Origin of the sequence: Achromobacter xylosoxidans, assembly GCF_014490035.1 — a bacterium.
GTDB lineage: Bacteria > Pseudomonadota > Gammaproteobacteria > Burkholderiales > Burkholderiaceae_B > Achromobacter > Achromobacter bronchisepticus_A.
This window is the reverse complement of sequence record NZ_CP061008.1, coordinates 5,149,871-5,173,756: the sequence shown is the minus strand read 5'-3', so window position 1 is coordinate 5,173,756 and position 23,886 is coordinate 5,149,871. Positions and strand designations below refer to the sequence as shown.

General features: G+C 66.0%; 22 protein-coding genes. 16 read left to right on the top strand and 6 right to left on the bottom strand.

Annotated features, from left to right (window positions below; all coding sequences use genetic code 11):
* Window positions 1–24 precede the first annotated feature (24 nt).
* Complete coding sequence (locus IAG39_RS23980; protein WP_059374811.1) at window positions 25–1,338, bottom strand: MFS transporter; 1,314 nt, start codon at window positions 1,336–1,338, stop codon at window positions 25–27.
* Window positions 1,339–1,458: 120 nt separating this feature from the next.
* Between IAG39_RS23980 and argE the strand changes: the two genes are divergently transcribed.
* The 7 genes from argE (at window position 1,459) to IAG39_RS23945 (ending at window position 9,400) form a co-directional block, all read left to right on the top strand.
* The gene (argE, locus tag IAG39_RS23975; RefSeq protein ID WP_054450578.1) at window positions 1,459–2,610 is read left to right on the top strand and encodes an acetylornithine deacetylase; all 1,152 of its coding nucleotides are present in this window, start codon (window positions 1,459–1,461) and stop codon (window positions 2,608–2,610) included.
* 131 nt (window positions 2,611–2,741) lie between these two features.
* Entirely contained in the window at window positions 2,742–3,941 is a 1,200-nt protein-coding gene (trpB, locus tag IAG39_RS23970; protein WP_059375340.1) for a tryptophan synthase subunit beta, read from the top strand.
* Window positions 3,942–3,951: 10 nt separating this feature from the next.
* Complete coding sequence (gene trpA / locus IAG39_RS23965; RefSeq protein ID WP_059374808.1) at window positions 3,952–4,815, top strand: tryptophan synthase subunit alpha; 864 nt, start codon at window positions 3,952–3,954, stop codon at window positions 4,813–4,815.
* 35 nt (window positions 4,816–4,850) lie between these two features.
* Window positions 4,851–5,726 carry an acetyl-CoA carboxylase, carboxyltransferase subunit beta gene (gene accD / locus IAG39_RS23960; protein WP_054450581.1) on the top strand — a complete coding sequence of 292 codons (876 nt, stop codon included), beginning with the start codon at window positions 4,851–4,853 and terminating at the stop codon, window positions 5,724–5,726.
* A gap of 233 nt (window positions 5,727–5,959) precedes the next feature.
* Complete coding sequence (locus IAG39_RS23955; protein WP_059374806.1) at window positions 5,960–6,508, top strand: acyloxyacyl hydrolase; 549 nt, start codon at window positions 5,960–5,962, stop codon at window positions 6,506–6,508.
* Window positions 6,509–6,801: 293 nt separating this feature from the next.
* Window positions 6,802–7,809, top strand: coding sequence for a Bug family tripartite tricarboxylate transporter substrate binding protein (locus IAG39_RS23950; protein ID WP_059374804.1), 1,008 nt, complete (start codon window positions 6,802–6,804; stop codon window positions 7,807–7,809).
* 43 nt (window positions 7,810–7,852) lie between these two features.
* Window positions 7,853–9,400, top strand: a complete 1,548-nt coding sequence (locus IAG39_RS23945; protein ID WP_059374802.1) for a UxaA family hydrolase — start codon at window positions 7,853–7,855, stop codon at window positions 9,398–9,400.
* Window positions 9,401–9,507: 107 nt separating this feature from the next.
* On the opposite strand, the gene IAG39_RS23940 is transcribed toward IAG39_RS23945, so the two are convergent.
* Window positions 9,508–10,443, bottom strand: coding sequence for a dihydrodipicolinate synthase family protein (locus tag IAG39_RS23940; protein WP_118931851.1), 936 nt, complete (start codon window positions 10,441–10,443; stop codon window positions 9,508–9,510).
* A gap of 174 nt (window positions 10,444–10,617) precedes the next feature.
* On the opposite strand from IAG39_RS23940, the gene IAG39_RS23935 reads away from it, so the two are divergent.
* Window positions 10,618–11,514 (top strand): LysR family transcriptional regulator, encoded by an 897-nt coding sequence (locus IAG39_RS23935; RefSeq protein WP_054450590.1) that lies wholly within the window; start codon window positions 10,618–10,620, stop codon window positions 11,512–11,514.
* Window positions 11,515–11,657: 143 nt separating this feature from the next.
* On the opposite strand, the gene IAG39_RS23930 is transcribed toward IAG39_RS23935, so the two are convergent.
* A complete protein-coding gene (locus tag IAG39_RS23930; RefSeq protein ID WP_118931850.1) occupies window positions 11,658–14,720 on the bottom strand; it encodes a ribonuclease E/G in 3,063 nt (1,020 codons plus the stop codon).
* Between the two features lie 508 nt (window positions 14,721–15,228).
* Between IAG39_RS23930 and IAG39_RS23925 the strand changes: the two genes are divergently transcribed.
* The 4 genes from IAG39_RS23925 (at window position 15,229) to msrQ (ending at window position 18,664) form a co-directional block, all read left to right on the top strand.
* Complete coding sequence (locus IAG39_RS23925) at window positions 15,229–16,206, top strand: RluA family pseudouridine synthase (protein ID WP_118931849.1); 978 nt, start codon at window positions 15,229–15,231, stop codon at window positions 16,204–16,206.
* 2 nt (window positions 16,207–16,208) lie between these two features.
* The gene (locus IAG39_RS23920; protein WP_059374797.1) at window positions 16,209–16,859 is read left to right on the top strand and encodes an HAD family hydrolase; all 651 of its coding nucleotides are present in this window, start codon (window positions 16,209–16,211) and stop codon (window positions 16,857–16,859) included.
* A gap of 182 nt (window positions 16,860–17,041) precedes the next feature.
* The gene (gene msrP / locus IAG39_RS23915) at window positions 17,042–18,004 is read left to right on the top strand and encodes a protein-methionine-sulfoxide reductase catalytic subunit MsrP (protein WP_118931848.1); all 963 of its coding nucleotides are present in this window, start codon (window positions 17,042–17,044) and stop codon (window positions 18,002–18,004) included.
* Window positions 18,005–18,013: 9 nt separating this feature from the next.
* Window positions 18,014–18,664, top strand: a complete 651-nt coding sequence (gene msrQ, locus IAG39_RS23910; RefSeq protein ID WP_118931847.1) for a protein-methionine-sulfoxide reductase heme-binding subunit MsrQ — start codon at window positions 18,014–18,016, stop codon at window positions 18,662–18,664.
* Window positions 18,665–18,676: 12 nt separating this feature from the next.
* On the opposite strand, the gene IAG39_RS23905 is transcribed toward msrQ, so the two are convergent.
* From IAG39_RS23905 to IAG39_RS23895, 3 genes are read right to left on the bottom strand one after another with little or no spacing between them, the layout of a single operon-like run.
* Complete coding sequence (locus tag IAG39_RS23905) at window positions 18,677–19,462, bottom strand: N-acetylmuramoyl-L-alanine amidase (RefSeq protein WP_118931846.1); 786 nt, start codon at window positions 19,460–19,462, stop codon at window positions 18,677–18,679.
* A 3-nt stretch (window positions 19,463–19,465) separates the two neighbouring features.
* Window positions 19,466–20,176, bottom strand: a complete 711-nt coding sequence (locus tag IAG39_RS23900; protein WP_059374789.1) for an SAM-dependent methyltransferase — start codon at window positions 20,174–20,176, stop codon at window positions 19,466–19,468.
* Window positions 20,173–20,775: a Maf-like protein gene (locus IAG39_RS23895; protein ID WP_118931845.1), complete on the bottom strand. Its 603-nt coding sequence runs from the start codon at window positions 20,773–20,775 to the stop codon at window positions 20,173–20,175. Before IAG39_RS23895 ends, IAG39_RS23900 begins: the two co-directional genes overlap by 4 nt.
* Before the next feature lie 120 nt (window positions 20,776–20,895).
* On the opposite strand from IAG39_RS23895, the gene IAG39_RS23890 reads away from it, so the two are divergent.
* The 4 genes from IAG39_RS23890 to IAG39_RS23875 are packed head-to-tail and all read left to right on the top strand — an operon-like array spanning window position 20,896 to window position 23,870.
* Complete coding sequence (locus tag IAG39_RS23890; RefSeq protein WP_165867790.1) at window positions 20,896–21,522, top strand: YceD family protein; 627 nt, start codon at window positions 20,896–20,898, stop codon at window positions 21,520–21,522.
* A 52-nt stretch (window positions 21,523–21,574) separates the two neighbouring features.
* Window positions 21,575–21,757, top strand: coding sequence for a 50S ribosomal protein L32 (gene rpmF, locus IAG39_RS23885; protein WP_013392223.1), 183 nt, complete (start codon window positions 21,575–21,577; stop codon window positions 21,755–21,757).
* 59 nt (window positions 21,758–21,816) lie between these two features.
* Window positions 21,817–22,884 (top strand): phosphate acyltransferase PlsX, encoded by a 1,068-nt coding sequence (gene plsX / locus IAG39_RS23880; RefSeq protein WP_059374784.1) that lies wholly within the window; start codon window positions 21,817–21,819, stop codon window positions 22,882–22,884.
* Window positions 22,884–23,870 carry a beta-ketoacyl-ACP synthase III gene (locus IAG39_RS23875; protein WP_118931844.1) on the top strand — a complete coding sequence of 329 codons (987 nt, stop codon included), beginning with the start codon at window positions 22,884–22,886 and terminating at the stop codon, window positions 23,868–23,870. Before plsX ends, IAG39_RS23875 begins: the two co-directional genes overlap by 1 nt.
* Window positions 23,871–23,886: the final 16 nt, after the last annotated feature.

The window sequence follows — 23,886 nt, the reverse complement described above, 5'->3', positions numbered from 1 at the left end:
GGGCGGCCCGGGTGGGAGCGGAACTCAGTTGTCCAGCTCTTCGTGCGCGCGGTCGCGCATGTAGAAGGCGGCGATCAGGCCCAGCGCCACGCCGAACATCACGTAGTAGGCGGGAGCCATCGGCGAGCCGGTGGTCTTGATCAGCCAGGTCACGATGAACTGTGCGAAGCCGCCGAAGATCATCACCGCCACGTTATAGGCCAGCGACAGGCCCACCGAGCGCACGCGCGCGGGGAACAGTTCCGCCATCACCGTGCTGAACACGCCGAAGAACGCCGATACGAACAGGCAGACCACGACCTGCACGGCCAGCAGGCGGCCGATGGAGGGCGCATCCGACAGCCAGTAGTACAGCGGATACAGCACGATCAGGTAGCCGATGAGCGAGCCGATCACCAGGGGGCGGCGGCCGATGCGGTCGGACCAGGCGCCCATGAAGGGCGTCAGCAGCACCATCAGCGCCGCGCCCGCCATCTGCACCAGGAAGGTCTGGTTCAGCGGCAGCTTCAGGATCTGCGTGGAGTAGGTCACCAGATACGTGAAGGTGATGTAGATGGACACGGTCGCGGTCACGACCAGGCCCACGCCGATCAGCGCTTCGCGGGTATGCGTCTTCAGCATCTGGCCCAGGCTCAGGCGCTGCACGTCGCCGCGGGCGGCGGCCTGGCGCTCTTCTTCCTTGATCTGCTTGAAAGCGTCGGTTTCATCGACGTTGCGGCGGATGTAGATGGCGATGGGGACAATGACCAGGCCGAAGGCGAACGGCAGGCGCCATGCCCAGTCGGCGATCTGTTGCGGGGTGAAGAACTCGGTGATGAGCGTGCCGCAGGCCGCGCCGATCAGCAGCGCCAGCATCTGGCCGGCCATCTGCCAGGAACCATAGAAGCCACGCTTGCCGTTGGGCGCCATCTCGATCAGCAGCGCGGTCGAGGTGCCGAATTCGCCGCCGGCGGAGAAACCCTGCAGGAGGCGCGCGATCAGGATGAAGATCGGGGCCAGGATGCCGGCCGCGTGGTAGGTCGGGGCCACGGTGATCAGCGCGATCGACACGGCCATCAGCGAGGTCACCATGACCATGGCGGCCTTGCGGCCTTTCTTGTCGCCGTACAGGCCGAGGATGATGCCGCCCACGGGGCGCATGAAGAAGCCGACGCCGAAAATGGCGGTGGTCATCAGGATGGCGTTCAGCTCGCTGCCGGGAACGCTGGGATCGGTGGGGAAGAACAGCTTCGAGATGATCGGCGTCATGAACGCGAACACCAGGAAGTCATACCATTCGAGGGCATTGCCTATTACTGCCGCCACGATGTTGCGTGTGGGAACTGCTTTGTGCTGCACGGTTTCTCCTTGGGGTTTTCCTATCCGGGCGACATTCTAGGCGCTTCGCGCGCCGGACCACGCCGAGACGCGGAGGCGCGCTGGCCTTACACTCCTGTTTTTCCCCAAGAGAGTAGTGACATGAACGCGCGCACCTGGCTGGAAACGCTGGTTGGCTTTGACACCACCAGCCGCAATTCCAATCTTGCCCTGATCGAAACCGTACGAGATTGGCTCAAGGGCCAGGGCGTCGACGCATGGCTGGCGCACAATCCGGAGCGCACCAAGGCCAACCTGTTCGCGACCTTGCCCGCCCAGGACGGCGGCATGCAGGGCGGCATCGTGCTGTCCGGCCACACCGACGTGGTGCCGGTCGACGGCCAGGAATGGAGCACGGATCCGTTCAAGCTCGTTGAAAAAGACGGCCTGCTCTACGGCCGCGGCAGCTGCGACATGAAGGGTTTCATCGCCAGTTCGCTGGCGATGGTGCCGGAATTCCTGGCCATGCCGCGCAAGAAGCCGATGCACCTGGCGTTCTCGTATGACGAGGAAGTCGGCTGCGCCGGCGCGCCCTACATGCTGGCCGACCTGCACGAACGCGGCATCCGCCCCGAAGGCTGCGTGGTGGGCGAGCCCACCGGCATGCAGGTGGTGGTGGCGCACAAGGGCATCAACTTGTTCCGCTGCAAGGTGCACGGCAAGGCGGCGCACTCGTCGCTGACTCCGCGCGGCTGCAACGCCATCGAATATGCCGCCCGCCTGATCTGCCGCATTCGCGACCTGGCCGACAGCTTCAAGGCCAACGGTCCCTACGATCAGTTCTACGACGTGCCGTTCTCCACGATGACCACCAACCAGATCCGGGGCGGCATCGCGGTCAATACCATCCCCGAACTGTGCGAATTCACCTACGAATTCCGCAACCTGCCCGGCATGCAACCCGACGAGATCCAGGCAGAAGTTGAAAAATACGTGCGCGAAGAGCTCCTGCCGCGCATGAAGGCCGAGTTCGACGGCGCCAGCATCGAAATCGAAACCGGCGCCGCTGCTCCCGCCCTGGAAGCGTCCGAGGAAGCCGCCATCACCCAGCTGGTGCGCGCCCTGACCGAAGACCGCGCCACCCGCAAGGTCGCCTACGGCACCGAGGCCGGCCTGTTCCAGGGCATCGGCATCCCCACCGTGGTCTGCGGCCCCGGCCATATCGAACAGGCCCACAAGCCCAACGAGTACGTCGCGCTGGACCAGCTGGCCGCCTGCGACACCTTCCTGCGCCGCCTGGGGCAGTCGCTCTGAGCGCAGGCTGACGGTTCCCGAGGCGGCTGGGGCGGTGCCCCCGGCCGCTGCCGGCGTCAGGTAAAATGACGGGTTGCAAACCGGATTTGCGGCCGGCAGTGGCCTGCCGCGATGCCCGGGGGAGATGCTTGGTGAAACCTTACGACTTTCCGGATGCCCAGGGCCATTTCGGCCCTTATGGCGGTGTTTTCGTGGCGGAAACGCTGATGCACGCGCTCGACGAGCTGCGCGCGGCCTATGACCATTACCGTGTCGACCCCGCCTTCCAGGAAGAGTTCAACTATGAACTCAAGCATTTCGTCGGCCGGCCCAGCCCGGTCTACCACGCACGCCGCTGGTCGGAAATGGTGGGCGGCGCCCAGATCTGGTTCAAGCGCGAAGACCTGAACCACACCGGTGCCCACAAGGTCAACAATTGCATCGGCCAGGCATTGCTGGCCAAGCGCATGGGCAAACCCCGCGTCATCGCTGAAACCGGCGCCGGCCAGCACGGCGTGGCCACCGCCACGGTGGCGGCCCGCTATGGCATGGAATGCGTGGTCTACATGGGCAGCGAGGACGTCCGTCGCCAAGCGTCGAATGTCTACCGCATGAAGCTGTTGGGCGCGACGGTGGTGCCGGTCACGTCCGGTTCGCGCACCCTGAAGGACGCGTTGAACGAAGCCATGCGCGACTGGGTCACCAACATCGAGAACACTTTCTACATCATCGGCACGGTGGCGGGTCCCGACCCCTATCCCCGCATGGTGCGCGATTTCCAGACCGTCATCGGCAACGAATGCCTGACGCAGATGCCCGAAGCCACCGGCCGCCAGCCCGACTACGTCGTGGCGGCGGTGGGCGGCGGCTCCAACGCCATGGGCATCTTCCATCCCTACATCCCGTACGAAAACGTGCGCCTGATCGGCGTCGAGGCGGCGGGCGAGGGCATGGACAGCGGCCGCCACGCCGCCTCCCTGGCCGCGGGCCAGGTGGGCGTGCTGCACGGCAACCGCACCTACGTCATGCAGGACGCCGATGGCCAGGTCCAGGAAACCCATTCTGTCTCCGCCGGCCTGGACTACCCTGGCGTCGGTCCGGAACATGCCTGGCTGAAGGACTCCGGCCGCGCCGAGTACGTCGGCATCACCGACGCGGAAGCCCTCAAGGCTTTCCACGACTGCTGCCGCATCGAAGGCATCATGCCCGCGCTGGAGTCGTCGCACGCCATCGCGCAAGCCGTGAAGATGGCCGCCACGCTGCCGCGCGACGCCATCATCCTGGTCAATTTGTCGGGCCGTGGCGACAAAGACATGCATACCGTGGCCGAACAGGCCGGCATCGAGCTCTGAGGCCCTGTCCATGACCACTCGCACCGACCGCATCGCCGCCGCTTTTGCGCGCACCGCCGAATCCGGCCGCGCCGCGGCGCTGATTCCCTATATTGCCGCGGGCGACCCTTCGCCCGCCGCGACCGTACCCCTGATGCACGCGCTGGTCGAGGCCGGCGCCGACGTCATCGAGCTGGGTGTGCCGTTCTCGGATCCCATGGCCGACGGCCCGGTGATCCAGCGTGCCGCCGACCGCGCCATCGCGCAGGGCGTGGGCCTGGCCCGCGTGCTGGAGCTGGTGGCTGAATTCCGCCAGCGCGACGCATCCACGCCGGTGGTGCTCATGGGTTATGCCAACCCCATCGAACGCATGGGCCAGGCCGATTTCGCGCGCCGCGCCGAGCAGGCGGGCGTGGACGGCGTGCTGGTGGTGGACTATCCGCCCGAAGAGGTCGTCGAGTTCGCCGCCACGCTGGGTGAGCACGGCATTGCGCCGATCTTCCTGTTGGCGCCCACGTCCACGGAAGCGCGCATCAAGGCCGTCGCCGAAGTGGCGCGGGGTTACGTGTACTACGTGTCGCTCAAGGGCGTCACGGGTTCGGGTTCGCTCAACACCGACGACGTCGCCGAGCGTCTGGCCGTGATCCGCCGCCACGTGCGCGACATTCCGGTCGGCGTGGGCTTCGGCATCCGCGACGCCGAAAGCGCCCAGCGCGTGGCGCGCGCGGCCGACGCCGTCGTGATCGGCAGCAAGCTGATTGAAACCATGGAGCAGGCGGCGGCGAATGCCCCGGCGGCCCAGAAAACAGACGCCGCAGTCACCGCCGCCAGCGGCTGGCTGCGCACCATCCGGCAAGCGCTGGATCAAGTAAAACGAGCAAGCGCGTCGGCCTGAGCGGCGGGCGTGACCTCATACGGGATGAATAATCAATGAGCTGGATCGAAAAACTCCTGCCTCCTCGCATCAATAAAACCAGCGAAAGCGGCCCCCGCCGCGTTCCCGAAGGCCTATGGGTGAAATGCCCGTCGTGCGAATCGGTGCTGTACAGCGAAGACCTGGCGGCCAATCTGCACGTCTGCCCCAAGTGCGACCACCACATGCGCATCGGGGCCCGTGCCCGCATCGATTCGCTGCTGGATGTCGAGGGCCGCGTCGAGATCGGCCAGACCACGCGTTCGGTCGATACGCTGAAGTTCAAGGACACGCGCAAGTACCCCGAGCGCCTGCAGGAAGCGGTCAAGCAAACCGGCGAAACCGACGCGCTGGTGGTCATGAGCGGTTCGATCCGCGGCGTATCCGCTACGCTGGCCTGCTTTGAATTCGAATTCATGGGCGGCTCCATGGGCTCGGTGGTGGGCGAGCGCTTCGCGCGCGGCGCCCAGGCCGCGCTGGACAACAAGACGCCCTTCATCTGCGTGGCTGCCTCGGGCGGCGCGCGCATGCAGGAAAGCCTGCTGTCGCTGATGCAGATGGCCAAGACCAACGCCATGCTGACTCGCCTGTCGGCGGCCGGCCTGCCGTTCATCAGCGTGTTGACCGACCCCACCATGGGCGGCGTGTCGGCCAGCTTCGCCTTCATGGGCGACGTGGTCATTGCCGAGCCCAAGGCGCTGATCGGCTTTGCCGGCCCGCGCGTGATCGAACAGACCGTGCGCGAAAAGCTGCCAGAAGGCTTCCAGCGCGCCGAGTTCCTGCTGCAGAAGGGCGCCATCGACATGGTCGTGGACCGCCGCCAACTGCGCGAGGAAATCGCCCGCCTGCTGGCCTTGCTGACCAATCAACCGGCGGACGTGGTTACGGCTTGAGTTTGCGCCGGCCCGTGCCCTCGGGGCGGGCCGGGCCAACTGCGCCAAGATGCCGCCGGTAGCCCAGGGCTGCCGGCGGCATTGTCATATGCGGCCCCGCGGCGGCCCATGGCGAATGATTTGCGGAACAGTGTTTTCCATCCACGATGTTGCCTGCGTGCGACAAAGCGTGAGCCTTCCGCCCCGGATTTTGCTATGTTGCGTACTAGGTTTGAAATCTACGGAGTTTTTCGATGCAGTTGATCAAGAAGAAGATGCTTACCGGCCTTGTGGGGCTTGCCCTGGCTGCAACCGCGTCGCTGGCAAGCGCCCAATCGTCCGAGGGCACCCAGGGCGGTGTCAGCATGCATTACGGCATTGGCGACCACTACCAGCGCCTGACGATCAACTACGAAACGGCTTCCGTCTGGACCTACCAGTTCGGCGGCAATTGGGGCCGCCTGGACCTGACGCCCGAACTGGGCGCGTCCTACTGGAAGGCGAACGGCTCGCGCTCCCCGGGCCATGTCTGGCAGCTCAATGCCATCCCGATGTTCCGCTGGTGGACTGGCGAACGCTTCTACATTGAAGCGGGTATCGGCGCCACGCTCTTCTCCAGCACGCGTTTCGCCGACGAGAACATCAGCACCGCTTTCCAGTTTGGCGACCACATCGGCATGGGCTTTCTCGTGACGCCGAACAACCGCATCGGCCTGCGCTATTCGCATTTCTCGAACGCCAGCATCAAGCGCCCGAACCCGGGCCTGGACGTGCTGCAGCTGACCTACACCTACCAGTTCTGATTGCGCCGCGCCTGCGGCGAACGGGGCGCGGCCATAGGGCGCGCCACACAGACAGATCCACCCCTCGGGGTGGATTTTTTTTTGGCGCGTCGCGCGCCGTGCTTTCCGGCTCGATCTGAAACCATAAAAATATTATGTGCTGATGCTGCGTATACATACTTGTTGGTAGGGAGTGCAATCGCCAGAATGCTCTGGCACCGCACAACACACAACGAGCCGCCGCGCGGCTCCGATCCCGGCACGCATCGCTGCGGCCGGGGAGGGGCGCGACGATGGCATACGGAGACCAACGCATGAACACCCCCTGTACGCCCGCGCGTCCGCTGACGCGCATGACTGTTGCCATAGGCCTGGCCCTCGCATTTTCCTGCGGCTCGTCCGCCGTCATGGCCGAGGAGTTTCCGAATAAGCCGCTGCGCATGGTCGTGGGCTTTGCGCCGGGAGGCGGGGCGGACATCGTGGCGCGCCTGGTTGGCGCCAAGATGGCCGAAAGCCTGGGGCAGCAGGTGGTGGTCGAAAACCGGGCGGGCGCCACGGGCACTATCGCCGCCGACAACGTCGCGCGTTCGCCTGCCGACGGCTATTCGCTGTTCCTGGGTTCGCAGTCCACCATGGTGGTGGCGCCTTCGCTGTTTCCGTCCCTGCCGTTCAAGCCCGAGAAGGACTTTGCGCCGGTTTCGCAGATCGTGACCATGCCGCTGATCCTGGTGGTCAATCCGGCCCTGGTGGACGCCAAGACCGTGCAGCAACTGACCGAACAGATCCGCAAGGCCGGCGATGGCGCAATGAGCTATGCCTCGTCGGGCCAGGGCGGTCCGCAGCACATTGCCGGCGAGCTGTTTGCGCACATGGTGGGTACCAAGGTGACGCACGTGCCGTACAAGGGCGAATCGGCGGCCATGGCCGACGTGCTGGGTGGCCATGTGCCGTACATGTTCGCCAATCTGCCGGTGGCGTTGCCGCACATCAATTCGGGCAAGGTCCGGCCGCTGGCCATCACCAGCCTGAAGCGCGACCCCAAGGCGCCGCAGATCCCGACCCTGGCCGAGTCCGGCTTCAAGGACTTCGAAGTGTCGACCTGGTATGGCGTGTTTGCGCCGGCCAATACGCCCAAGCCCGTGGTGGCCAAGCTCTCCGATTCCATTCGCGCCGCCGTGCAGCAGAGCGATATGCAGGCCAAGCTCAGCGAGCAGGGTTTCACGGTGGTGGGCAGCGATTCCGACGCCTTCACGCGTTTCGTGGGTACGGAGCTGCCGCGCTGGTCGGTGCTGATCCGCGACATAGGCATCAAACCCGAATAAGCGGCCAGCCCGAGCGGGCGGCCTTTCTCTACGAGATCCAGACATGATCGATTTCACTGAAAAACGCGCGGCCGGACCCGTGATCCGGCTGCATTCCGCGGACAACGTCGTGGTGGCGCGCGTGCCAATCGGCATAGGCATGGCCGTGCCCTCCGAAGGCATCGTCAGCCGCAGCCAGATCCCGGCCGGGCATAAGATCGCGGCCCGCGACCTGCGCGCCGGCGAGCCCATCCTCAAGTACAACGTCTGTATCGGCTTTGCGGCGGGCGATATTCCGGCGGGCACCTACGTCCATTCGCACAACATGGACTTCCAGGAGTTCGACCGCGACTACGCGCATGCGCGCGATTACGTGGCCACGCCGGTCCTGCCCGAGTCCGAGCAGGCGCGCTTTCTCGGCATCGTGCGCGCCAATGGACAGGTCGCCACGCGCAACTACATCGGCGTCATGGCGACGGTCAATTGTTCGGCGACGGTGGTGCACCGCATCGCCGAGGCCTTCACGCCGCAGCTGATGGCCGCCTATCCCAATGTGGACGGCGTGGTGGCGCTGAGCCATGGCATGGGCTGCGGCATGGAGATGTCCGGCGAACCCATGGACCTGTTGCGCCGGACGATGGGCGGCTACGCCTGCCACGCCAACTTTGCCGCCGTGCTGATCGTCGGGCTGGGCTGCGAGCGCAACCAGCTGGATGCCTTGCTCAAGGACCAGGGCCTGGAGGCGGGCGCGCGGCTGAAGACTTTCATCATGCAGGAGACCGGCGGCACGCGCAAAACCATCGAAGCGGGCGTCGCCGCCGTGCAGGCGCTGCTGCCCGAGGCCAATGACGTCGAGCGCGTGCCGGTGCCGGCGCGGCACCTGACGGTGGGCCTGCAATGCGGCGGCTCGGACGGCTTTTCGTCCATTACCGCCAATCCGGCATTGGGGGCGGCCATGGACATCCTGGTGCGCCACGGCGGCACCGCCATCCTGTCCGAAACGCCCGAGATCTACGGCGTGGAACACACCTTGACCTCGCGCGCCCGCAACCGCGAGGTCGGCGAAAAGCTGGTGCAGCGCATCCGCTGGTGGAAGGAAGAGTATTCGCCGGGGCGCGATGTGCAGATCAATGGCAAGGTCAGCCCTGGCAACCAGATGGGCGGATTGGCCAACATTTTCGAGAAGTCGCTGGGCTCCTCGATGAAGGGCGGCACCACGGCGTTGATGGAGGTCTACCGCTACGCGGAGCCGGTGCGCCAGCCCGGCATGGTGTTCATGGATACGCCGGGCTTCGACCCGGTGTCCGCAACCGGACAGATCGCCGGCGGGGCCAACATGATCTGTTTCACCACCGGGCGCGGCTCGATGTTCGGCGCCAAGCCCGTGCCTTCGATCAAGCTGGCGACCAACACGCCGATGTACGAAAGGCTGACGGAGGACATGGACGTCAATTGCGGCGACATCCTGGACGGCACCGCGACCCTGCAGGAAGTGGCGCAGCGCATCTTCGAGGAAATCCTGCTGGTGGCTTCCGGCACGCGCAGCAAGAGCGAACTCCTGGGACTGGGTGATCACGAGTTCGTGCCCTGGAACATCGGCGTGGTGAGCTGAGCGGCACTGCCAAAGAAAGCGCCCCGGCGCACGGCTTCAGGTTGCCGTGCGCCGGGGCTGTTCCGTCGTTCGATGCCGCAGGCGCGGGTGCGCCCGCGGGCCCGGGGCTAGTTGTCTGCCAGGGTCTGCGCGCCCGGCATGTCAAAGCCATTGTCGTCCAGCGCGGCCTGCAGGGCAGAGCGCTGCTCTGCGTTCAGTTCCACCAGGGGCGGGCGCACGGTCGCCCAGGCCGGATCGCCGGATTTCCAGGCAATAGCGGCTTTCATCGCGGGGATCATGGGGAATTTACCGAACACGTTGCGGGTCGCGTTCAGTCCGGCCTGGCGGGCGTCGGCGTCGGCTTCCTGCCAGCGCTGTTGCAGGGCGACGATGGGGCCAGGATTGACGTTGCCGGTGGCGGTGATGCAGCCCACGCCGCCGGCGCGCAGGGTTTGCAGCAGAAAGGCTTCGCTGCCCGCATAGACTTTGAAGCCGCGCGGCGCGAAGCGTTCGATCATGGCGGCCGTGTTGTTCCAGTCCCCGCCGCTGTCCTTCACGCCGGCGACCTGGCCAGGATAGCGGTCCAGCAGCCGATTGATCAGGTCCAGGCTCAGCGGCACCTGGCTCACGGGAGGGATGTGATACAGGTACATGCGCAACCGGGCATCGCCCACGCCTTCGATCAGTTCGGCGTAGTAGCGGAACAGGCCTTCGTCGCTTACGCCCTTGTAATAGAAGGGGGGCAGGACCAGCACGCCCATGCTGCCGCTGCGCACGGCGTGGCGGGTCAGTTCGATCGCATCGGGCAGCGCGCAGGCGCCAGTGCCGGGCATCAGCGCGGACGGTTCCACGCCGGCTTCCAGCAGCGCGTCCAGCAGACTGCGCTTTTCCGACAGGGCCAGCGAGTTGGCTTCCGAGTTGGTGCCGAATATGGCCAGCCCGACGGATTGTTCGCGCAGCCAGCGGCAGTGCTTCACATAGCGGCCCAGGGCCGGGCGATAGGCTGCGTCGAACGGCGTCAGGACCGGAGAAAAAACGCCGGGAATGCTGGCTTGGGTGCTCATTGTCTCTACTCGATTTCTGATGAATGAAAAGGACGCGCCGGGCGGCGCGGCGGCAACGTCTGATTCTGGCACCGAAGCGGCCGCTGAACATCTGCTGTTTAATTGCTTCAATCCATAAAATTGTTGTGGTTTGCCCTGGCGCAAATCGTGCATGCAGAAAAAAGGGGGGACGCTTTGGATACGCGATATGTGCAGAGCTTTGTGTCGGTGGTCGAATGCGGATCGCTGGCGGAGGCCGCGCGCCGGCTGGACCTGACCCCCGCCGCGATCGCGGCGCGGGTGCGCACCCTGGAAGAGGAGCTGGGCGCCACCCTCATCAAGCGCGTCGGCCGCAGCGTCAAGGCGACCGAGGCGGGCCTGAAGGTGCTGGAGCGGGCCCGCAGCGTATTGCGCGAAGTGCGGGACCTGCGCGCCAGCGCCAGCGACGACGCGCCGCTGGGCGAATTGCGGCTGGGCGTGTCGGTGTCGGCGCTGACGGGCATCATGCCCACCGTGCTGGCGCGCCTGTACCGGCGCCTGCCCAAACTGGCGGTGTTCGTGGAGCCGGGCACCTCCAATCACCTGTACCACCGCGTGATCAACGGCGACCTGGACGCGGCCTTCATCGTCAAACCGCAATTCAACCTGTCCAAGGGCTACGCCTGGAAATTGGTGGCGGAAGAGCCGCTGGTGGTGCTGGCGCCGCCCGATACCGTGAGCAATGACGCCCACGAACTCATGAGCACGCAGCCTTTCATACGCTATGACCGCAATGTCTGGGGCGGCCGGCTGGCGGACCAGTACCTGCGCCAGCACGGCATCGTGCCGCGCGAGCGTCTGGAGGTCGATGGCCTGATGGGCATCGCCTGCATGGTGTCGGAAGGGCTGGGCGTGTCGCTGGTGCCCGATTGGGCGCCCGATTGGGTGGACAGCCGGCGCGTCAAGCGCGTGCCGCTGCCGGGGCGCGCGCCGCTGCGCTGCATGGGGATCATCTGGGCCCGGCATATGCCGCATTCGGCGCTGGCGGAAGCATTCGTTGAAGAGGCCGGTCTGGCCTTGAACCTGCCTGCGGAGCCGATAGAGGACGAGTGAACGTCCAGGACGTGCGCGCTGCGGATCGCGTCGGGCGCCGCCGCGCTGCCAAGCCACCATGAAAAACACCCCGGACGCTGGATCGGTATCCAGCGTCCGGGGTGCGGCGTGCTGCCAGTCGCAAGCCCTTGCGGGCCTGCGGCTTAGTGGCGCGTTTCGACCTGAACCAGCGGTTCGTTGGAAACGGGCGCGACCGGCTTGCGCTCGCGGCCCAGGCGGACCGGCGTGTGTGCAGCGGCGATACGCAGCTGGGTCTGGGCGTGGCGGTCCGGATCGGTCTCCACCCACTGCAGGCCGGCGGCGTTCACCACGTCGTGCAGGGCCTGAGCCTTGGCCGACGGGGCGGCAGCCGGCAGCACGATGGGCTGGCTGGCTGCGGGCGCCGGGGCAGCCGCTTCCTGTGCCACAGGCGCGGCAGGAGCAACCGGGGCGGCCGGCGCGGCGGCGGGAGCAACCACGGGCTCGACGGCGGCGGCTTCCACCGGCGTCGTCTCGGTCGCTGCGGGGGCGGAAGCCTCGCTCGCGGCCTGCACGGACACAGGCTGGGTCACCTCGGCGGCAGCCGTCTGCACGGGCTGGGCCACGGGTTCGACGGCTTGCTCGGCTTGGACCTGCACGGGCGTTGCCGGCTGGGCTTCAACCGGAGCAGCGGCAACCTGGGCGGGCTCGGCCTTAGCGGTTTCGGGCTGCTGGGCTTGCACCGGAGCGGCTTGGACCTGTACGGCAGGTTCCACGGCTTGCGCAGCGGTCACGGCGGGTTGAGCGGCAGCTTCTTCCGGCTGATCGATGCTGTCGTCGTCGGCGCCATCTTCCTGCTGATCGTCGCTGCCGGCCAAACCTGCTTCTTCCTGGCTGCGGCGGCCGCGGCGGCTGCGGCGGCGGCGGCGCTTGCGCTCGGGATCGGCAGCGCCTTCGGCGCCTTCCACGGCGGGTACGCCATCGGCGGTCTGTTCGGCCACGGCTTCGGCTTCGACAGCCTCGGCGGTCACCGCGGCGGCTTCAGGAGCCGGTTTGGTCTCGGGCAGGGCAGTGGCGACCGTTTGAGCCAGGGCGGCGACCATGCTTTCCTGTTCGCTCATCGGGGCGTCGGACTGGCCTTCCTCGCGGCGGTTGCGGCCACGGCCGCGGCGGCGGTTGCGGCCGGCGCCGCTGTCCTCGCCGCCGGCTTCCACGGCTTGCTCGGGACGGTTGGACGCCAGGGCCGCTTGCGTGGCCTGGGTGTCGCGTTCGCCGCGGGCGTCGTTACGGTTGTTGCGGTCGCCGCGTTCCTGGCGGTCGCCCTCGGCGCGGCGGTTGCCGCGCACGTGGTGGCGGCCGCCTTCGCTGGCCTCGGCGCCTTCGCCGCGCGATTCGCCGCGGCGGTTGCGGTTGCGGTCCGAACCATGGCGTTCGCCACGGCGTTCCTGGCCGTCATGGCCGCTGCGGCCCTTGCCGCGGCCGGAGCTGGCGCGCTTGGCGCTGTCTTCCTGGGCGGCGGGAGCGGGCTTGGCCGCTTCGGAGCTGCCGCCCAGCCAGCCGAACAGGCGCTTGAACAGGCCGCCCAGGCCGCCGGTAGCCGCCGGCGCGGGAGCCGGCGCGGGGGCGGGCGTCGAAACCGGAGCGGGCTGCGAGGGCGTGATGCCCTTGACCAGCGCTTCCGGACGCGACTTGATTTCGTGCTCGCGCGGCTGCCAGGGAGCGTCCGTGGCCGGGGCTTCAACCAGTTCGAAGCTGGTCTTCAGTTCTTCCAGGCGCGGATCGTCGTGGCGCAGGCGCTCGATGTGGTGGTGCGGCGTTTCCAGATGCTTGTTGGGGATCAGCATCAGGTTGACCTTGAGGCGGGCTTCCATCTTGGTGATGTCGGCGCGCTTTTCGTTCAGCAGATAGGTCGCAACGTCGACCGGCACTTGGGCGTGCACGGCGGCGGTGTTTTCCTTCATGGCCTCTTCCTGCAGCAGGCGCAGCACGTGCAGGGCGCTGGACTCGGCGTCGCGGATCACGCCGGTGCCGTTGCAGCGCGGGCAGGTGATGTGCGAGCCTTCGTTCAGGGCGGGGCGCAGGCGCTGGCGCGACAGTTCCATCAGGCCGAAGCGCGAAATCTTGCCCATCTGGACGCGGGCGCGGTCGAAGTGGAGGGCGTCACGCAGGCGCTGTTCGACGGCGCGCTGGTTCTTGCTGTCCTCCATGTCGATGAAGTCGATGACGATCAGGCCGCCCAGGTCGCGCAGGCGCAACTGGCGGGCCACTTCGTCGGCGGCTTCCGAGTTGGTGCGCAGCGCGGTTTCCTCGATATCGGCGCCGCGCGTGGAGCGGGCCGAGTTGACGTCCACGGAAACCAGGGCTTCGGTGTGGTCGATGACGATGGCGCCGCCCGAGGGCAGCGTGACCGTGCGCGAGTAGGCCGTCTCGATCTGGTGTTCGATCTGGAAGCGGGAGAAGAGCGGGATATCGTCGCGGTAGCGTTTGACGCGCTGGACGTTGTCCGGCATCACCACGCTCATGAAGGCCGTGGCCTGGTCGGCGATCTCGTCGGTATCGATGAGGATCTCGCCGATTTCCGGGGAGAAGTAGTCGCGGATGGCCCGGATGACCAGGCTGGATTCCAGGTAGATCAGGATCGGCGCGGAGTTGTCGCGCGCGGCGCCGTCGATCGCGGTCCAGAGCTGCAACAGGTAGGACAGGTCCCACTGGAGCTCTTCGACGTTGCGGCCGATGCCGGCGGTGCGCGCGATGATGCTCATGCCCTGGGGCAGATCGAGCTGCTCCATCGTGTCGCGCAGTTCCTGGCGGTCCTCGCCCTCGACGCGGCGCGAAACGCCACCGCCACGGGGGTTATTGGGCATCAGGACCAGGTAGCGGCCGGCCAGCGAGATGAACGTGGTCAGGGCGGCGCCCTTGTTGCCGCGCTCTTCCTTTTCAACCTGGACGATCAGTTCCTGGCCTTCGCGCAGGGCGTCCTGGATGCGGGCGCTGCGGACGTCCACGCCTTCCTTGAAGTAGCTGCGGGCCACTTCCTTGAAAGGCAGGAAACCGTGACGGTCTTCACCGTAGTTGACGAAGCAGGCTTCGAGGCCGGGTTCGATCCGGGTGATGACACCTTTGTAGATATTGCCTTTGCGTTGTTCGCGGCCGGCAGTCTCGATGTCGAGATCGATGAGTTTTTGCCCATCGACGATAGCGACGCGTAATTCTTCCTGATGCGTCGCATTGAACAGCATGCGCTTCATGAGAGGGGTTCTCCGTTGTCATGACGCGCCGATATCGGCGCGTGACCTCGGGTCACTCGGGCTGCGGGCTGAAGCGGGCAAGAGTTGCGGACCGTACCTGGGCGGCGCCCAGGCGTATCCGCCGCGGGTCAGGCGGGCACGTCGAGCCGTGGGGCTCGGGGTTCTGTCAGCAGGAGGGTCAGCTTCACTGAATGTGGTTTGACGGAAAAGTGCTGTGAACGGCAGTTGCGGTCGGATTGGTTGCCCACGCGCAGCTGGTGCTTTAAATATGCGACGATTCTTGCGGTGCTTCAGAGCCGCTTGCGGCATGCAACGGACCTGCTGGGACAGCGGGCAAAATGAATGCCACACCACTATCCGGCAGGGCGCGGTTGCGCCGGCGACCAAATGACCCCGGGGGTTGAATGAGCAGGCAGTACAATGGCGGCCCGCGCGCTCGACGGAGTTGCGTAACGTTGCATCTCTACGTCAGGCGGCTAGTTCAGCCCCTTTAGGCTGTCCCGATTATATGTCGCTTTTCGCAATGCGCAAAGAAACTTCCCCCTCGCTTTCCCTCTCTAAAGCTCCCCCTGCCGTCCGGCTGGTGGAAGTCGACGCCGAGCATGCCGGCCAGCGTCTGGACAACTATCTTGCGCGCTTGTGCAAGGGCGTCCCCAAAACCCATATCTACAAAGCCATACGCGGCGGCGAAGTGCGGGTAAACAAGGGACGCACTTCGGCCGACTACCGCGTCGCCGAGGGGGACGTGGTCCGCGTTCCGCCCCTGCGTTTGCCGGATCCGGGCAAGCCCCGTCCAGTGCCTGGCGCAGAATTCCCCGTGGTGTTCGAGGACGAGGCGCTGTTGGTGGTGGACAAGCCCGCCGGGGTGGCGGTCCACGGCGGCAGCGGCGTGTCCTTCGGCGTGATCGAACAGCTGCGGGCGGCCCGGCCCGGCGCCAAGTTCCTGGAGCTGGTCCATCGTCTGGACCGGGAGACCTCGGGTCTCTTGATGGTGGCCAAGAAGCGCAGCGCCCTGCTGGCCTTGCACGCCATGCTGCGAGAAGGAAAAGGGGACAAACACTACCTGGCGCTGGTCGAGGGCGATTGGGTCAATGACCGGCAGCACATCAAGCTGGGCCTGTCCAAGTGGACCACCCAGTCCGGCGAACGCCGGGTCAAGGTCGACCCGGACGGCCAGTCGGCGCACACCATCGTCACGCTCAAGCAGCGGTTTGGTGGCTATAGTCTGGTCGACGCCGAATTGCGCACCGGCCGCACCCATCAGATCCGGGTGCACCTGGCCGCCAGCGGCTTCCCCATCGTGGGCGACGACAAGTACGGCCACGACGAAGTGCGGGCGCAGTTCGCGCGCATGGGCTTCGGCAGGATGTTTCTGCACGCCCACCAATTGACGCTGGCCCACCCGGTGACGGGCGAGCCCCTGACGCTTACGGCCGAGCTGCCTCCAGCTTGCCGGAAAATACTGAAACAACTGGAGTCGGTCTGATTATGTCGTATTCGCTGGTCGTTTTTGACTGGGATGGCACCCTGATGGATTCCACGCATAGCATCGTGGCCGCCATCCAGGGCGCCTGCCGCGACCTGGAGCTGGCGGTGCCTTCGGCATCCGACGCCAGCTGGGTGATAGGCCTGTCCCTGGAAAGCGCCCTGCGCCGCGCGGTGCCGGAACTGACCCAGGCGATGCTGCCGCGCTTCCTGGAGCGCTACCGCACGCACTATCTGCTGCGCGATCCGGAATTGCGCCTGTTCGAAGGCGTGCAGGAACTGCTGACTGAACTGGCGGGGCAGAACGTGCGCCTGGCGGTGGCTACCGGCAAGAGCCGGGTGGGCCTGACGCGCGCGCTGGCCGCGACCGGCCTGGGGCCGCTGTTCGATGCCACCCGCACCGCCGACGAAACCTTCAGCAAGCCGCATCCCGCGATGCTGCACGAACTGATGCAGGAGCTGGACGTGGAGCCGGACCGGGTGGTGATGGTGGGCGACACCTCGCACGACCTGCAGATGGCGATCAATGCCGGCGTACACGGTCTGGGCGTGACCTATGGCGCTCATACCCTGAAGGAACTTGAGGGTTGTTCGCCGCAGGCGGTGCTCGAGAGCGTGCCCAAGGTGCGCGAATGGCTGCTGCCGCGCGTCTAGCGGCCTGGCGCCCGGGATTCTCCGGGTGCACACCGTCCGGGCGCGGAACGCCGGCCGTCCGTGCGGGTCTATAGAAAATACCCGCAAGCGCCGGCTGCTGCGGAATATCATGGGGCGGCGCGGCGTCCATGGCTTGCGCAGGGCGCGTCCATGATCCTGCGGGCGCCACACCGGAGACCATGATGTTGATACGCAAGCCCGACGATATTCTTCCGTCAGAGATCACCTCCGAGGCCGTCTGGCGTTCGCGCCGCGAATTGATGCTGCGCGCCGGGATGGTCGCGGCCGCAGCGAGCCTGCCGGGGTGGGGCATGCGCAGCGCGCACGCCCAGGAGGCCGGCGCCCTGCCGGGCAAGCTCAATGCAGGCTTGAGCGTCATGGATAAGCAGACGACGCTGGCCGACGTAACGTCCTACAACAACTACTACGAGTTCGGCGTGGATAAGGGCGATCCGGCCGCCAATGCCGGCAAGTTGCAGACACGCCCCTGGAGCGTGAGCGTCGAGGGCGAAGTCGGCAAGCCGCGCACCTTTTCCATCGAAGAACTGCTCAAGCTGGCGCCGATGGAAGAGCGCGTCTACCGGCTGCGCTGCGTCGAGGGCTGGTCCATGGTGATCCCCTGGGTGGGCTATTCGCTGTCGGCGCTGCTCAAGCAGGTCGAGCCCACGGGCAACGCCAAGTACGTCGAATTCGTGACTGCGGTGCAGCGCGAGAACATGCCAGGCGTGCGCGCCGCGATCCTGGAATGGCCTTATGTGGAAGGCCTGCGCATCGACGAGGCCATGAATCCCCTGGCCATGCTGGTGTTCGGCGTTTACGGAAAAGTGCTACCGAACCAGAATGGCGCGCCGCTCAGGTTGGCGGTGCCCTGGAAGTACGGTTTCAAGTCGGCCAAGTCCCTGGTCAAGATCCGCCTGGTTGAAAAGCCGCCCGTGTCGTCCTGGATCAAGGCCGCGCCGCAGGAGTATGGCTTTTACGCCAACGTGAATCCCGACGTGCCACATCCGCGCTGGAGCCAGGCCACGGAGCGCCGCATCGGCGAGGACGGGCTGTTCTCGCCCAAGCGCAAGACCTTGATGTTCAACGGTTATGCCGAGCAGGTGGCGTCGCTCTACCAGGGGATGGACCTGAAGGCGAACTACTGAGGCGATTCCATGCCTGACGGCACTCCGCAGGCGGCTCCGGCCGCGCCGCCGCGCAAAACCCCGCTTTCCGCCAAGACCGTGGGGCGCTTCAAACCGTTCCTGTTCCTGCTGGGGCTGGCGCCGTTCGTGCGCTGGATCTGGCTGGGCGCGAACAACGGGCTGACGGCGAACCCGGTCGAGTTCCTGACCCGTTCATCGGGCACCTGGACCCTGGTCTGCCTGCTCGTGACCCTGGCTATCACGCCGCTGCGCCGGCTGACCGGCCAACCTGCCTTGGTGCGTCTGCGGCGCATGTGCGGGCTATTCGCGTTCTTCTATGGCTCCATGCATTTCATGGCCTGGGTCTGGTGGGACCGCGGCTTCGATCCGGCAGGCATGCTGCGCGATATCGGCGAACGCCCCTTCATCATGGCGGGATTCGCGGCGTTCGTGCTGATGGCCGCTCTGGCGGCCACCTCCACGCAGTGGGCCATGCGCAAGCTGGGCAAGCGCTGGCAAAGCCTGCATCGCGCCATCTATGCCATCGGCCTGCTGGCGGTGCTGCATTACTGGTGGCACAAGGCCGGCAAGAACGACTTGGCGCAGCCCGCGCTGTACGCCGCGGTGCTGGCCTTGCTGCTGGGCTGGCGGCTGGTCGCCTGGCTGCGCGGCAGGCGATAGCGCCGCGCGTTCCTACAGCATCGCCAGCATGATGGCGGCGGTCTCCGCGTCCGGCTGGCCGTCGTACAGCGCCGGCCGGTAGTGCATCTGGAAGGCCGCCAGCGCGCCGATCGTGGCCGGGTTCAGCGTGCCGTCCTGTGGACATGCATAGCCTAGCCGCGCCAACTGTTTCTGGAACCATGCCACGTCCGGGATGCCCTGGGCCTGCAGGCGCGCGAGGTGCTCGGCAGCCCCGGTTTCGTCGTACCAGCGCCCGATTCCCGCCTCGGCCAGCATTTTCCACGGGAATAGAGGTCCGGGGTCCACCTTGCGCTGAGGCGCGATATCGCTATGGCCTACGATGTTTTCGGGTGTGATGCCGTGGCGCTGCGCAATATCACGTAGCAGTATGGTCAATGCGCGCAATTGGCGGTCGTTATAGGGATGCCAGACGGGCTTGCCGTCAGGGCCCTCCGTCCAGCCCGGGTTGACGATTTCTATGCCGATGGACGTGCTGTTCATGGCGATGTTGCCATACCAGGAACTGGCGCCGGCATGCCAGGCGGCGCGGTTCTCGTCGACCAGCCGGTAGACGCGGCCGGAGTCGTACACCAGGTAATGGGAGCTGACCTTGCCCTTGGAGAGCAATTCCATCGAACGGGCGTCATCGACGCTGGTGTAGTGCAGCACGATGCTGCGCACCCGGCTGGCCTGGCCGACCGCGGTGATCGAGGTGTCCAGGTCCAGGCCCGCGGGGCCGCGCGCGGCGCATCCTGCCAGAACGGCCGCGGCAAGCGGCGCAAGCAATAGGCGGCGCATGGGTCAGCGCGCCAGGAAGAGAAACAGTGTCGGCAGCTTGTCGAGCTGGGGCGCCGGCTGCTTCTTCCAGTCCGCCACGCTGCGGGTGACGATCCATTCGTCGGCGGTCGTGACCGAGCGCGCCACGCACAGCTTGGTGTCGCCTTTCAGGCTGGCCAGCAGCGTGGCGTACATGGCGGCATTGCGATAGGGGGTCTCGATCAGCAGCTGGGTCTGGTTGTGCTTGGCCGAGTGCTGCTCCCAGGCGCGCAACTGCTTGGCGCGTTCCGCCGGATCCACCGGCGCGTAGCCGTGGAAGGCGAAGCGCTGGCCGTCCAGTCCGCTGGCCATCAGGCCCAGCAGGATGGAAGAGGGGCCGACCCAGGGTTTTACCGTGATGCCCAGGCGGTGGGCGGCGTCCGCGACCTTGGCGCCCGGATCCGCGACCGCGGGGCAGCCAGCCTCCGAGACCAGGCCGATCTCCGCGCCCTTTAGCGCCGGTTCCAGCCAGGCCTTGATCTGGGCGGCGTCGACCTTGTCGTTCAGGGTGTGGATGGTGATTTCCTGCAGCGGCCGGGTGGTGCCGATCAGTTTGAGGAAGGCGCGGGCGGTCTTGGCGTTTTCGGCGATATAGGTGTCCAGCCGGCCTGCCAGGGTACGGACCTCGGCGGGGAGCCAGCGCTCGGGCGGGGCGTCGCCCAGGCCGACCGGGATCAGGTGCAGCGCGCCGCTCATGCGGGTGCTCCGAGGGCGTCCAGCGGATCCAGGCCGAACTGCGCCAGCATGCCGGTCAGCGCGATCAACGGCAGGCCGATGATGGCGGTGGGATCGTCGCTCTGGATGCTTTCCATCAGGGCGATGCCCAGGCTTTCCGCCTTGGCGCTGCCTGCGGTATCGTAGGGTTCTTCGGCGCGCAGATAGGCCTCGATCGCGCGGTCCGACAATGCCCGGAAACGGCAGCGCGTGACGATGTCGGCTTTTTCCACCCGCTGGCCGTCGGTGACCGCCAAGGCGCTGTGGAATTCCACGATTTGACCCGACAGGGCCCGCAATTGCGCCAAGGCGCGCGGGAAATCCCCCGGTTTGCCGATGGGCTGTCCGTCCACGGTGGCCACCTGGTCCGAGCCGATCACGATGCTGCCGGGGTGATTGGCCGCGACCGCCATGGCCTTGGCGACGGACAGGCGCAACGCCAGGGCTTCGGGCGTTTCACCGGAGTGTGGCGTTTCGTCTACATCGGGGGAAATCGCCGTGAAAGGCAGGCGCAGGCGGGACAGCAGTTCTTTGCGGTAACGCGAGCTGGACGCGAGGATCAGGCTGGGCTTGGAAGGCATGCGATATTTGACGTTAAAGCGTAAGTCACAGTATTATCTAACGTTTTGCGGGATTTTTGCATGAATGGGCGCGCGAGCAAGCCGATGGCGAAGCTTAGCGACCTCGGCAAAATCATGGGTATGAGTAGTCCCCATGAGCAGCCCCGCGAATGCAAAGGACTGAACATCAAGCGCATCGATGCATACGCATTTGCCCAGATGGGCAAGGAAGCGCAAGGAACCATACCTCTTGTGCGGCTTACGCGCGTGGTTGACGGGCTGCCCGAACAACCGCAGGGCGATGCCGGACTCGTGACGTGGTCCGTGCGCGGCGAAATGGGTAGGACTGGTCTTCTGATGGGCCGGCCGCTCCTGCATATTCACGTGCAGGCGAATCCGGTGCTGGTGTGCCAACGGTGCAATGAGCCGTTCGTGTATCCGATCGACAGCGAAGTCCTTTTGCAGCTGGTCAAGTCCGAAGCCGATCTCGACGACGATGCTTCCTACGGGGATCCATCCGGCGAGGACGACGAGGACGAAGAAGGAAATGGTTTTGTGTCCAACCTGCCTGAAAAGGTGGTGGGTTCGCATCATTTTGATCTGCTGGCCCAGATCGAAGATGAGCTCATTCTGAGCGTTCCGTATGTGCCCAAGCATGATGTATGCCCGGGCGCGCTGGCCAAGGTCAGCGAAGCTTCTCCCGAGGAGCCCGCTGTCAAGCGTCCGTCGCCGTTTGCGGTGCTGGAACAACTGAAGCACAAAGATTGAGATCAACATCGGGCCGCATCGCGTACAATGCGCCCCGTTTCTAGGAGTCATCATGGCCGTTCAACAAAACAAGAAGTCCCCGTCCAAGCGCGGTATGCACCGCTCGCACGATTTTCTGGTGAACCCGCCGACCGCGATCGAACCCAACACGGGCGAAGCGCATCTGCGTCACCACATCAGCCCCAACGGCTTCTACCGCGGCCGCAAGGTCCTGAAGACCAAGGCCGACGAATAAGGCCCCCGGGCCGAACTCGTACTCGGACCATTTCGGCTGAGCGCTGATACCTGGCACCCGTGATACGCATCGCCATAGACTGTATGGGCGGAGACTTCGGTCTGCCCGTCACGATTCCGGCTGCGATCGAGTTCGCCCGGCAATTTCCGGATACCCGGCTATTGCTGGTCGGGCTTCCCGACGCTATTGAAGCGGCGCTCTCCGAGCACCGCGGCGTGGCGCGTGATCGCATTGAGATCGTGGCGGCTTCCGAAGTCGTCACCATGGACGACCCGGTCGAGGTCGCCCTGCGCCGCAAAAAAGACTCCTCCATGCGCCTGGCCGCCCAGTCCGTCAAGGACGGGCGCGCCGACGCCTGCGTTTCCGCGGGCAATACCGGCGCGTGGATGGCCATTTCACGCTATGTGCTCAAGACGCTGGACGGCATAGACCGCCCCGCGATCGCCACGTCCATTCCGAACCAGACGGGCCGCGCCACCACGGTGCTGGACCTGGGGGCGAATGTGGACTGCACGGCCGAGCACCTGCTCCAGTTCGCCATCATGGGCGCCGCGCTGTCGCAGGCGGTGGACCATCGCGAGCGCCCCTCGGTGGGCCTGCTCAACATCGGCGAAGAAGTCATCAAGGGCAATGAAGTCGTCAAGGAAGCCGCCGAGCTTCTGCGCAACAGCCCGCTCAACTTCTACGGCAACGTGGAAGGCAATGACATATTCAAAGGCACGGTCGACGTCGTCGTCTGCGACGGTTTCGTCGGCAACGTCGTGCTCAAGTCCGTCGAAGGGCTGGCGAAGATGTTGTCCAGCGTCATTCGCGAAGAGTTCAAACGCAATCTGATCACGCTGCTGGCTGGCGCGGTGGCCAAGCCGGTGCTCAACCGCCTGCGCACCCGCGTCGACAACCGGCGCTATAACGGCGCCGCGCTGCTGGGCCTGCGCGGCGTGGTCATCAAGAGCCATGGTTCCGCGGACGTCTACGCCTATGGATTTGCGTTGCAGCGCGCCCGCGAAGCCGTAGTGAGTAAACTGCTGGAGCGCACCGCCGAGACGGTCGCTCAGATTACCAAGCGCGTTCAATCTGGCGAAGGCCCCTCGGTGTCGTCGCCCAACGTGGCTGGGGACACCGCTTGATGGATACCGCAATGAAATATTCCGTGATCGCGGGCACCGGCAGCTTCCTGCCGGAACGCGTGGTTTCGAATGACGAACTGGCGGCGGAGCTGGCGACGCGCGACATCGCCACCTCCGACGAATGGATCGTCGAACGCACCGGCATCCGCCAGCGCCATCTGGCTGAGCGCGGCGTGACCACCAGCATGCTGGCGACCGAGGCCTCGCGCCGCGCGCTGGCTGACGCCGGCGTGGACGCTTCCGAGGTCGACCTGATCGTCCTGGCCACCTCGACGCCCGACTTCGTGTTCCCGAGCACCGCCTGCATCGTGCAGTCCAATATCGGCGCCAAGGGGTCGGCGGCATTCGACGTGCAGGCCGTGTGCAGCGGTTTCGTCTACGCGATGACCACCGCCGACAGCTTCATCCGGGCCGGCCGCGCGCGTTGCGCGCTGGTCATCGGCGCTGAAGTCTTCTCGCGCATCCTGGACTGGAACGACCGCTCCACCTGCGTGCTGTTCGGCGACGGCGCTGGCGCCGTGGTGCTCAAGGCTTCCGACAAGCCCGGCATCCTGGCCGCGCAGCTGCACGCCGACGGCAGCCAGGCCAAGATCCTGAACGCCGCGGGCAACGTTGCCTACGGCGACGTGACCGGCGATCCGTTCCTGCGCATGGACGGGCAGGCCGTGTTCAAGCAGGCCGTCACCGTGCTGGACCGTTCCGCGCGCGACACCTGCGCCGAGGCGGGCATCGAGATCGCCGACGTCGATTGGCTGATCCCGCACCAGGCCAACGTGCGCATCCTGAATTTCCTGGCGCGCAAGCTTGCCGTGCCGGTCGAGAAGGTCGTCGTCACCGTCGACAGCCACGCCAACACGTCCGCCGCCAGCGTGCCGCTGGCCCTGGACGCCGCGCGCCGCGACGGCCGCGTCAAGCCGGGCCAGTTGATCCTGATGCAAGGCGTGGGCGGCGGATTCACCTGGGGCTCGGTACTGGCCCGCATGTGAGGGCGCGCTCCGGCGC

Coding starts and splice junctions, on each gene's coding strand:
- IAG39_RS23875 (WP_118931844.1), top strand. CDS start 22,884: ATGGATACCGCAATGAAATATTCCGTGATCGCGGGCACCGGCAGCTTC.
- rpmF (WP_013392223.1), top strand. CDS start 21,575: ATGGCCGTTCAACAAAACAAGAAGTCCCCGTCCAAGCGCGGTATGCAC.
- IAG39_RS23900 (WP_059374789.1), bottom strand. CDS start 20,176: ATGAGCGGCGCGCTGCACCTGATCCCGGTCGGCCTGGGCGACGCCCCG.
- IAG39_RS23920 (WP_059374797.1), top strand. CDS start 16,209: ATGTCGTATTCGCTGGTCGTTTTTGACTGGGATGGCACCCTGATGGAT.
- IAG39_RS23925 (WP_118931849.1), top strand. CDS start 15,229: ATGTCGCTTTTCGCAATGCGCAAAGAAACTTCCCCCTCGCTTTCCCTC.
- IAG39_RS23890 (WP_165867790.1), top strand. CDS start 20,896: ATGAGTAGTCCCCATGAGCAGCCCCGCGAATGCAAAGGACTGAACATC.
- IAG39_RS23945 (WP_059374802.1), top strand. CDS start 7,853: ATGATCGATTTCACTGAAAAACGCGCGGCCGGACCCGTGATCCGGCTG.
- IAG39_RS23930 (WP_118931850.1), bottom strand. CDS start 14,720: ATGAAGCGCATGCTGTTCAATGCGACGCATCAGGAAGAATTACGCGTC.
- IAG39_RS23895 (WP_118931845.1), bottom strand. CDS start 20,775: ATGCCTTCCAAGCCCAGCCTGATCCTCGCGTCCAGCTCGCGTTACCGC.
- IAG39_RS23940 (WP_118931851.1), bottom strand. CDS start 10,443: ATGAGCACCCAAGCCAGCATTCCCGGCGTTTTTTCTCCGGTCCTGACG.
- msrQ (WP_118931847.1), top strand. CDS start 18,014: ATGCCTGACGGCACTCCGCAGGCGGCTCCGGCCGCGCCGCCGCGCAAA.
- trpA (WP_059374808.1), top strand. CDS start 3,952: ATGACCACTCGCACCGACCGCATCGCCGCCGCTTTTGCGCGCACCGCC.
- IAG39_RS23905 (WP_118931846.1), bottom strand. CDS start 19,462: ATGCGCCGCCTATTGCTTGCGCCGCTTGCCGCGGCCGTTCTGGCAGGA.
- msrP (WP_118931848.1), top strand. CDS start 17,042: ATGTTGATACGCAAGCCCGACGATATTCTTCCGTCAGAGATCACCTCC.
- IAG39_RS23950 (WP_059374804.1), top strand. CDS start 6,802: ATGAACACCCCCTGTACGCCCGCGCGTCCGCTGACGCGCATGACTGTT.
- IAG39_RS23955 (WP_059374806.1), top strand. CDS start 5,960: ATGCAGTTGATCAAGAAGAAGATGCTTACCGGCCTTGTGGGGCTTGCC.
- argE (WP_054450578.1), top strand. CDS start 1,459: ATGAACGCGCGCACCTGGCTGGAAACGCTGGTTGGCTTTGACACCACC.
- accD (WP_054450581.1), top strand. CDS start 4,851: ATGAGCTGGATCGAAAAACTCCTGCCTCCTCGCATCAATAAAACCAGC.